Below are 10,293 nucleotides of genomic sequence, written 5' to 3'. Positions count from 1 at the left end.
CCCGCGGTACTGGGCGCGCCAGGCCCGCGAGGCCGTCCGCTTCCTGGACGCCCTCCGCACCCTGCACGACGCGGGCGTGCGCCGCTTCCTGGAATGCGGCCCCTCCGGAGTGCTGTCCGCGATGGGCGCCGCCTGCCTGGACGACGCCGTCTTCACCGCCTCCCTCCGCACCACCGACGACGAGCCCGCCGCCCTGCTCGCCGCCGCCGGCGCCCTGCACGTCGCCGGCCAGGACCTCGACTGGACGGCCGTCCTCGGCACCGGAACCCCCGTCGACCTGCCCGGCTACGCCTTCCAGCGCGAGCCGCACCGGCTGACCGCCGCCCCCGCCGCCGCCCGTCCGAAGTCCGAGGACTCCGGCGAGCGGCAGCTGTGGCAGGCGGTGGCCAGCGGCGAGGCCGACCGGGTCGCCGAACTCATCGGCGTGTCCGAGCAGTTGCGCCCCACCGTGGCCCCGCTGCTGCCGTACCTGCGGACCTGGCGGGACCGCAGCGCGGAGACCGCCGAGATCGCCGACTGGCTGTATCAGGAGGACTGGCAGGCGCTGGACACCCCGAAGGCCGGGCACCGGCCCGCCGAGGGGCACTGGCTGCTGGTCGACGGCCCGGACGGCCTGCGCGCCGACGTCGCCGCCGCCCTGGAGGCGGCCGGCGGCACCGTGCACCACCTCCCGGCCGGCCCCGAACTTGCCGACGCGCTCGCCGAGTTCGCCGCCGCGCCGGTCGACGGCGCGCTGCGCGGCGTCCTCGCGCTCACCGCGCTCGACGCCACCGCCGACCCGGAGCACCCCGCCGTCAGCGCCGGTGCCGTCCGCACCCTGGCGCTGGTCCAGGCCCTGGTCACCGCCCACGGCGCCGGCACCGTCCGCGCCCCGCTGTGGATCGTCACCGCCGGCGCCGTCCGGACCGGTGCCCACGACACCGCGCCCGAGCCGCAGCAGGCCGCCGCCTGGGGCCTCGGCCGGGTCGTCGCCCTCGAACACCCGCTGCTGTGGGGCGGGACGCTCGACCTGCCGGCCTCCGGCGCGGTGGACGGCGACCAGCTGGTCGCCACCCTCGCCGGCACCGGCGGCGAGCAGGAGGTCGCGCTGCGCCCGAGCGGCCGCCGCGCCCGCCGGCTCACCCGCCACACCCCCGAGCCCGGCCGCCCCGCCTGGCGGAGCAGCGGTACCGCGCTGGTCACCGGCGGCAGCGGCGCGCTGGCCGCCCACGTCGCCCGGCACCTGGCCGCGCGCGGCGTCGGACACCTCGTCCTCGCCTCCCGGCGCGGCGCCGACGCCGAGGGTGCGGCCGAGCTGCGGGCCGAGCTGGAGGCGCTCGGCGCCCGGGTCTCCCAGCCCGGCTGCGACGTCACCGACCGCGACCAACTGGCCGCGCTCGTCGAGGAGTTCGGCGAGGAGCTGCGCGTGGTCGTGCACGCCGCCGGGGTGCTCGACGACCGCCTGCTCGACCACCTCGACCCGGCCGCCCTGGCCGCCGTCGCCGCCCCCAAGACCGTCGCCGCCCAGCACCTGGACGAGCTGACCCGGGGCCTGGACCTCGACGCCTTCGTCCTGTTCTCCTCCGTCGTCGGCACCCTCGGCAACACCGGCCAGGCCAACTACGCCATGGCGAACACCGCCCTCGACGCCCTCGCCGAGCGCCGCCGCGCCGCCGGCCTGCCGGCCGTGTCCGTCGCCTGGGGCCCCTGGGCCGCGTCCGGCATGGCGGACGGCCGCATCGGCGCCCACCTCGACGCCCTCGGCCTCGTCCCGATGCCCGCCCACCGGGCCCTCGCCTGCCTGGACGCCGCCCTCGCGGCCGACCGCCCGCTGGTCGCCGCCCGGATCGACTGGGACCGCGCCGCCGCCACCTACGACGGCCCCGCCCTGCGCGCCGTCCCCGAGGCCGCCGCCGCCCGGACCGCGCGCCCCGCCGTCACCGGCGCCGCGCACGACCTGCTCCACCTGCCCGAACAGGACCGCCTCGGCCACCTGCGCGAGCTGCTGGCCGGGGAGGCCGCGGCGGTGCTGGGCGTGAAGGACGCCCGCTCGCTGGACGCCGACCGGGGGTTCAAGGACCTCGGCTTCGACTCCATGATGGCGATCGACTTCAGCCGCCGGATCCAGCAGCGCACCGGGGTCACCGCCCCCAGGACGCTGATCTACGACCAGCCGAACCTCAACCTCGCGGCGGGCTGGCTGCTCGACCGGCTCGCCCCTTCGGCGGCGGCCCCGGTGTCCGGGACGGCTGCTTCGACCAGGTCCGAGGAGCCGATCGCCATCGTCGGCGTCGGCCTGCGGATGCCCGGCGACGCCCACGACCTCGACAGCCTGTGGACCGTCCTCGCCGAAGGCCGCGACACCCTCGCGCCCGTCCCCGCCGACCGTTTCGACATCGACGCCGTCCACGACCCGGACCCCGACGCCGAAGGCCGCACCTACGTGCGCGAAGCCGCCCTGCTGGCCGACGTCGCCACCTTCGACGCCGCCTTCTTCGGCATCAGCCCGCGCGAGGCCGCGCCGATGGACCCGCAGCACCGCCTGCTGCTCCAGACCGCCTGGCACGCCCTCGAACACGCCGGCATCCGGCCCAAGGACCTGCGCGACTCGGCCACCGGCGTCTTCATCGGCGCCGGCACCAGCGAGTACGGCAACCACCGGACCGGCCCCGACCGCGACACCTACACCCTCACCGGCCAGCTCCAGAGCTTCCACGCCGGCCGGATCGCCTACCACCTCGGCCTCCAGGGCCCCGCCCTCGCCGTCGACACCGCGTGCTCCTCCTCGCTGGTCGCGCTGCACCTCGCCTGCGAGGCGCTGCGCGCCGGCAGCTGCGAACTCGCCCTCGCCGGCGGCGTCCAGGTCCTCGCCGACCCCGGCGCCTTCGTCGCCCTCAGCCGCTCCCACGCCCTCGCCCCGGACGGCCGCAGCAAGACCTTCTCCGCCGCCGCGGACGGCTACGGGCGCGGCGAGGGCGTCGGCGTCGTCGCGGTCATGCGGCTCTCCGACGCCCTCGCCCAGGGCCGCACCGTCCTCGGCGTCGTCCGCGCCACCGCCGTCAACCACGACGGCGCCAGCAGCGGCATCACCGCGCCCAACGGCACCTCGCAGGCCAAGGTCCTGCGCGCCGCCCTCGACGCCGCCGGGCTCGCCCCCGCCGACGTCGACTACGTCGAGTGCCACGGCACCGGCACCCCGCTCGGCGACCCGATCGAGGTCCAGGCCCTCGCCGCCGTCTACGGGCAGGACCGCACCCCCGACCGGCCCCTCGGCCTCGGCTCCGCCAAGGCCGTCATCGGCCACCTCGAATCCGCCGCGGGCATCGCCGGCGTCTGCAAGGTGCTCGCCTCCTTCCGGCACCGCGCCCTGCCCGCCGCCGTCCACAGCACGCCGCGCAACCCGAACATCGCCTGGGACGAACTCCCGGTGCGCGTCATCGACGAGGCGACGCCCTGGGAGCCCGGCGAGCGCGTCCGCCGCGCGGGCGTCTCGGCCTTCGGGCTCAGCGGGACGAACGCGCACGTGATCCTGGAGGAGGCGCCGGCCGTTGCGGCTGTTCCGGAGGCTGCTCCGGCTGTCCCGGTGGCCGTGCCGGTGGTCGTCTCGGGCCGCGACGAAGCCGCGCTGCGGGCGCAGGCCGGGCGGTGGGCCGACTGGCTGGACGGCCGTGACGGCGTCCCGCTGGCCGACGTCGCGCTGACGGCGGCTCGGCACCGCACCCACTTCGAGCACCGGGCCGTCGTGGTCGCGGGCACGGCAGCCGATGCGGCCACAGCTCTTCGCGAGGTCGCCGCCGGCGGTCCGGTCGGCGTCGCCGGTCATCCCGGTCAGGTCGTGTTCGTGTACCCGGGCCAGGGGAGCCAGTGGCTGGGGATGGGGGCTGCCCTGCTGGAGCAGTCGCCGGTGTTCCGTGACGCCGTCGTGGCGTGTGACGAGGCGCTGCGGCCGTTCACGGGCTGGTCGGTCCGGGAGGTTCTGGCCGGTGGCGGCGGGGATCACCCGCCCGTCGACCGGGTGGACGTGGTCCAGCCGGCGCTGTTCGCGATGGGTGTCGCCCTGTCCGCCCTGTGGCGCTCCTGGGGTGTCGAGCCTTCGGCCGTCGTTGGCCACAGCCAGGGCGAGGTCGTCGCGGCCGTCGTCTCGGGTGCGCTGTCGCTGGAGCAGGGCGCCAAGGTGGTTGCCCTCCGCTCGGCGGCCGTGCGGGCCGTGACCGGCTTCGGCGGCATGGCGCTGGTCGAGCGTCCGGTCGGCCAGGTGGAGGACCTGCTCGCCGCCTACGACGGCAAGCTCTCCGTCGCCGCCGTGAACACGCCCGGGTCGACCGTGGTCAGCGGTGACAGCGAGGCGATCGACGCCCTGGTGGCGGACCTGGCCCAGCAGGCGGTGTTCTGCCGCCGGGTGAACGTCGACTACGCCTCGCACAGCGCCCAGATGGACTCCCTGCTGCCCGAATTGTCCTCGGCCTTCGCGGACTTGAAGCCCGGCCGTGCGTCCGTTCCCTTCTACTCGACCGTCCTCGGCCGGGTGCTGGACGGCCCCGAGCTGGACGGCGCGTACTGGTGCCGCAACCTGCGGGAGCCGGTCCGCTTCGACCGGGCGCTGGAGCAGTTGCTCGGTGACGGCCGCAACGTCTTCGTCGAGGTCAGCGCCCACCCGGTGCTGTCCATGCCGCTGACGGACGGCAGCGCCGAACACGGCGGCGTGGTCGTCGGCTCGCTCGCCCGCAACGAGGGCGGTCTCGACCAACTCCTGAAGTCCCTCGGCCAGTTGCACGTCCAGGGCGTCGACGTCGACTGGACCAAGGTCCTCGGCGAGGGCGGCTCTCCGGTCGCCGACCTCCCGGCCTACGCCTTCCAGGGCGACCGCTACTGGACGGAGGCCACCGCGGCCTCCGCCGACGCGGGCTCGATGGGCCTGGAGGCGTCCGAACACCCCTGGCTGGGCGCCGCGACTGCTCTGGCCGAGGGCGAGGGCCACCTCTTCACCGGTCGGCTGGCGCCGAACGCCCAGCCGTGGCTGCGCGACCACGCCGCCTTCGGCACCGTCCTGGTCCCCGGCACCGGCCTGCTCGAACTCGCCTGGGCCGCCGCGGAGTCGGTGGGCGCCGCGCGGGTCGCCGAGCTGACCCTGTCGGAGCCGCTGGTCCTCGATGGCCCGGTCCGGCTGCAGATCGCGGTCGGCGCCCCCGGCACCGGCGGCCGCCGCCCGCTCACGATCCACGGCCGTCCCGAGGACGTCGAGGACGGCTGGACGCTGCACGCCTCCGGTGAACTCGCCGACGAGGCGGGCGAGTCGGCGCAGGACGGGTTCGACGCGCTCCGTCACTGGCCGGTCGTCGGTGCCGAGCCCGTCAGCCTGGACGGCTTCTACGAGCGCTTCGCCGCGCGAGGCCTGGCCTACGGCCCGGCCTTCCAGGGCCTGACCGAGCTGTTCCGCAGCGGCGACACCGCGTACGGCCTGGTCCGGCTCCCCGAGGGCCTGAAGGCCGACGAGTACGGCGTCCACCCGGCCCTCCTCGACACCGCGCTGCACGTGCTGCAGGCGGTCGTCGCCGAACTGACCCCGGCCGGGTCCGCGCTGCTCCCGTTCGAGTGGACCGACGCCGAGCTGTACCTGGCGGGCGCGTCCGAACTGCGCGTCCGGATCGACGTGACCGAGGTGGCCGGCGGCCGGCAGATCGAGTTCTGGGCCGCCGACCCGCTCGGCCGCCCGGTCGCGCACGTCGGCGGCCTGAACCTGCGGGAGGCGACGGCCGAGCAGCTGGCCGCCGCCCGGAGCACGGGGGACCTGTACCGGCTGGAGTTCCCGCCGGTCGCGCTGCCGGCCACGCCGCCGCCCGCCGCCGCCCGTCCGGCCGTCGTGCTGGGCGGCAGCGGCGCCCTCGCCGCGCGCCTCGGCGCCGAGCCGCTGGCCGACGTCGCCGCGCTGCTCGCGCGGATGGCTTCTGCCGGGCCCGTGCCGGCGGTCGTCGTCGTGGACGCCACCGGGGCCGCCGAGCCCACCGAGGCGTCCCGACTGGCGGGGGAGGCGCTGCGTACCCTCCAACAGCTGCTCGCCGAGCCGAGGTTGGGCGCGGCCGAGCTGGTCTGGGTGACCGCCGGCAGCGTGGCCGCCGTCGACGGCGACCGGCTGCCGGGCCTGGCGCACGCCCCGCTCTGGGGCCTGCTGCGCACCGCCCGCACCGAGCACCCGGAGCGGACGATCCGCCTGCTCGACCTGGACGGCCCGGACGCGGCCCCGGCCGCGCTCGCCCTCGCGGACGAGCCCGAGCTGGTCCTCCGGGCCGGCCGCGCCCTGGCCCCGCGCCTGGCGCGCGTCCCGATCGGGACCGTGGAGCCGCGCACGCCGCGTCCGGACGGAACCGTCCTGATCACCGGCGGCACCGGCGAACTGGGCCGCCAGGTGGCGGCCGAACTGGTCCGCCGGCACGGCGTGCGGCGGCTGGTACTGACCTCCCGGCAGGGCCCCGACGCCCCCGGGGCGACCGAGACGACGCAGGCGCTGCTGGCGGCCGGCGCGGAGAGTGTGCAGGTGGTGGCGTGTGATGTCACTCGGCGGGATGACGTGGCGAAGGTGCTCGCTGTGGCGGGTCCGGATGCGCCGTGGACTGCGGTCTGCCACCTGGCCGGCATCCTGGACGACGGCCTCCTCACGGGCCAGGACGAGGGCCGACTCGCTCGGGTGATGGCCCCCAAGGCGACCGGCGCCCTCCACCTGGACGAGCTGACCCGGGGCCTGGACCTCGACGCGTTCGTGCTCTTCTCCTCCGCCGCCGGTGTCCTCGGCACCGCCGGCCAGGGCGTCTACGCCGCCGCGAACACCTTCCTCGACGCGCTCGCCGCGCGCCGGCGGGCGGACGGCCTGACGGCGTCCAGCCTCGCCTGGGGGCTGTGGGAGCAGGCCGGGGTCGGCATGACCTCCCACCTGGGCGGCGCCGAACTCGCCCGGATGCGGCGCCAGGGCATCGCGCCGCTGCCCGTCGACCAGGGCCTGCGCCTGCTCGGCGCGGCGCTCGACCGCTACTCCGCCGAGAACGCCGAGAACCTGGTGCCCGTCCGGCTCGACCTCGCCGGCGCCCGCCGCGCCACCGGGGACGGCGGCCGACTCGCCTCGGTGCTCCGGGGGCTGGTGGCCCCCGGCCGCCGCCGGGCCGCCGCCCGCACCGCCGCCGGACAGCCGGCCGGCCTGAAGGACCGGCTGGTCGCCCTGCCCGAGGCCGAACGGCGCGAGGCGCTGCTGGGCACCGTCCTGCGCGAGATCGGCGCCGTCCTCGGCGGCAAGGCCGGCACCGCGCTCGCCCCCCGGCAGGTGCTCAAGGAGCTCGGCCTGGACTCGCTGATGGCCGTCGAACTGCGCCGCCGGCTCTCCGCCGAGACCGGGCTCACCCTGCCCGCCACCCTCGCCTTCGACTACCCGACCCCCGAGGCGATCGCGGCGCTGCTGCTCGACCGGCTCGGCCTCACCGGCCCGCCCCCGGCGGCCGACCGCGGCGCCGCGCAGGACCCGGCGGCCACCCTCGGCTGGGCCCTCGAACGGCTGTCGGCCGAGCAGATCCACCGCGCCGGACTGCTGGAACGGCTCGTCGACCTCGTGGACCTCGTCCAGCGGGAGGAGGCGGCCGCCCCGGCCGGGGTTCCGGCGCCGCCGATGGTCCAGGAACGGTCCGTCGACGACCTCAACGCCGAGCTGGACGCCCTGCTGGGCGGCGTCGGGCTCGACCTGCTCTGACCCGAAACCCCCACCTCTCCCGCTCACGTGACCCCGAGCCCCACCGACGGGCACGCGGAAAGGACATCCACATGACGACCTCAGCCCAGGACCGCATGGAACAGGCCCTGCCGGCCATCCGGGCCCTCCAGAAGCGCGCGGCCGAGCTGGAGGCGCAACGCTCCGAGCCGATCGCGGTCGTCTCGATGGCCTGCCGCCTCCCCGGCGGGATCGACACCCCTGAGGGCTTCTGGGATCTGCTGGCCTCGGGCGGCGACGCGATCGGCGGCTTCCCGGAGCGCTGGCAGGGCCTGGACCTGTTCGACCCGGACCCGGAGGCGGTGGGCAAGAGCTACGCCCGGGAAGGCGGCTTCCTCACGGACGTCGAACGCTTCGACGCCGCCTTCTTCGGCATCTCGCCGCGCGAGGCCCTGTCGATGGACCCGCAGCAGCGGCTCGTCCTCGAAGCCTCGTGGGAGGCCCTGGAGCGCGCCGGCATCCGCCCGGAGACCCTGGAAGGCAGCCGGGCGGGCGTCTACCTCGGCACCATGAGCACCGATTACGGCAGCCTCGGCCAGGACCTCGACGCGCTCGACGGCTACATCAGCACCGGCAAGGCCAGTAGCGTCGTCTCCGGGCGCGTCTCGTACGCGCTGGGGCTGCAGGGCCCGGCCGTGACCGTGGACACCGCGTGCTCGTCGTCGCTGGTCGCCGTGCACCTGGCCGTCCAGGCGCTGCGCGCGGGCGAGTGCGAGCTGGCGCTGGTGGGCGGCGTCACCGTGATGAGCAACCCCTCGCTGTTCGTCGAGTTCAGCCGGCTGCGGGGCATGGCGGCGGACGGCCGCTGCAAGAGTTTCGGCGCGGGTGCGGACGGCGCCGGTTGGGCCGAGGGGTGTGGGGTCCTGGTGCTCAAGCGGCTGTCCGCCGCTCAGCGCGACGGGGACCGGGTGCTCGCGGTCATCAAGGGCAGTGCGATCAACCAGGACGGGCGCAGCCAGGGGCTGACCGCGCCGAACGGGCCGTCGCAGCAGCGGGTCATCCAGGACGCCCTGGCCGCGGCCCGCCTCTCCGCCGCCGACATCGACGCGATCGAGGCGCACGGCACCGGGACGTCGCTCGGCGACCCGATCGAGGCGGGGGCGCTGGCGGAGGTCTTCGGGCCGAACCGGCCCGCCGACCGGCCGCTGCTGCTGGGCTCGTCCAAGTCGAACATCGGCCACGCGCAGGCGGCGGCCGGTGTCATCGGCGTGATCAAGATGGTGCTGGCACTGGAGAACGGCGTGCTGCCGCGCACGTTGCACGCCGACGAGCCGACGCCGCACGTGGAGTGGGACGGCAGCGGGCTCGCCCTGCTCCAGGAGGCCGCGGCGTGGGAGCGCGGCGAGCAGGCGCGCCGGGCCGGTGTGTCGTCGTTCGGGCTCAGCGGGACGAACGCGCACGTGATCCTGGAGGAGGCGCCGGTCGCTGCGGCTGTTCCGGGTGCTGTGCCGGTTGCTGCTCCGGCTGTTCCGGTGGCTGTGCCGGTGGTCGTGTCCGGGCGGGACGAGGCCGCGCTGCGGGCGCAGGCCGGGCGGTGGGCGGAGTGGCTGGACGGCCGGGACGACGTTCCGCTGGCGGACGTCGCGCTGACGGCGGCTCAGTACCGGACGCGCTTCGAGCACCGGGCGGTGGTCGTGGCGGGCTCTGCGGCGGAGGCCGTGCAGCGGCTGCGCGCGGTTGCCGCCGGTGACTCGGCCGGTGTCGGTGTCGCGGGTGCGCCTGGTGGCGTGGTGTTCGTGTACCCGGGCCAGGGGAGCCAGTGGCTGGGGATGGGGGCTGCGCTGCTGGAGCAGTCGCCGGTCTTCCGGGCTGCTGTGGAGGACTGTGACGCGGCGCTGCGGCCGTTCACGGGGTGGTCGGTCCGCGAGGTTCTGGCCGGTGGCGGCGGGGATCACCCGCCGGTGGACCGGGTGGACGTGGTCCAGCCGGCGCTGTTCGCGATGGGTGTGGCGCTCTCGGCGCTGTGGCGTTCGTGGGGTGTCGAGCCCAGCGCTGTGGTGGGTCACAGCCAGGGCGAGGTCGTCGCGGCCGTCGTCTCGGGTGCGCTGTCGCTGGAGCAGGGCGCCAAGGTCGTTGCCCACCGCTCGGCGGCCGTGCGCGCGGTGACCGGCTTCGGCGGCATGGCGCTGGTCGAGCGGCCCGTCGCCGAGGTCGAGGAGATCCTGAAGGCCTACGAGGGCACGTTGTCGGTGGCGGCCGTGAACACTCCTGGTTCCACGGTCGTGTCGGGCGACAGCGAGGCGATCGACGCCCTGGTGGCGGACCTGGCCCAGCAGGCGGTGTTCTGCCGCCGGGTGAACGTCGACTACGCCTCGCACAGTGCCCAGATGGACTCCCTGCTGCCCGAACTATCTTCGTCTTTCGCTGACTTGATGCCGGGGCGCGCCTCGGTGCCGTTCTACTCGACCGTCCTCGGCCGGGTGCTGGAAGGGCCGGAGCTGGACGGTGCGTACTGGTGCCGGAACCTGCGGGAGCCGGTCCGCTTCGACCGGGCGCTGGAGCAGCTGCTCGGTGACGGCCGCAGCGTGTTCGTCGAGGTCAGCGCCCACCCGGTGCTGTCCATGCCG

Annotated in this window: 2 protein-coding genes; both read left to right on the top strand. The window is 76.1% G+C overall.

Going from position 1 to position 10,293, the window contains the following annotated elements:
* The first annotated feature begins 76 nt into the window (after window positions 1–76).
* Window positions 77–7,708 (top strand): type I polyketide synthase, encoded by a 7,632-nt coding sequence (locus tag VM95_RS36110; RefSeq protein WP_208615595.1) that lies wholly within the window; start codon window positions 77–79, stop codon window positions 7,706–7,708.
* 71 nt (window positions 7,709–7,779) lie between these two features.
* The coding region (locus VM95_RS36105; RefSeq protein ID WP_045705223.1) for a type I polyketide synthase at window positions 7,780–10,293 on the top strand (2,514 nt) is incomplete at its 3' end.

It is taken from the genome of Streptomyces rubellomurinus (genome assembly GCF_000961885.1).
Taxonomy (GTDB): Bacteria; Actinomycetota; Actinomycetes; order Streptomycetales; family Streptomycetaceae; genus Kitasatospora; species Kitasatospora rubellomurina.
The sequence above is the reverse complement of the archived record's forward strand: the minus strand, read 5'-3'. Positions and strand labels throughout refer to the sequence as shown.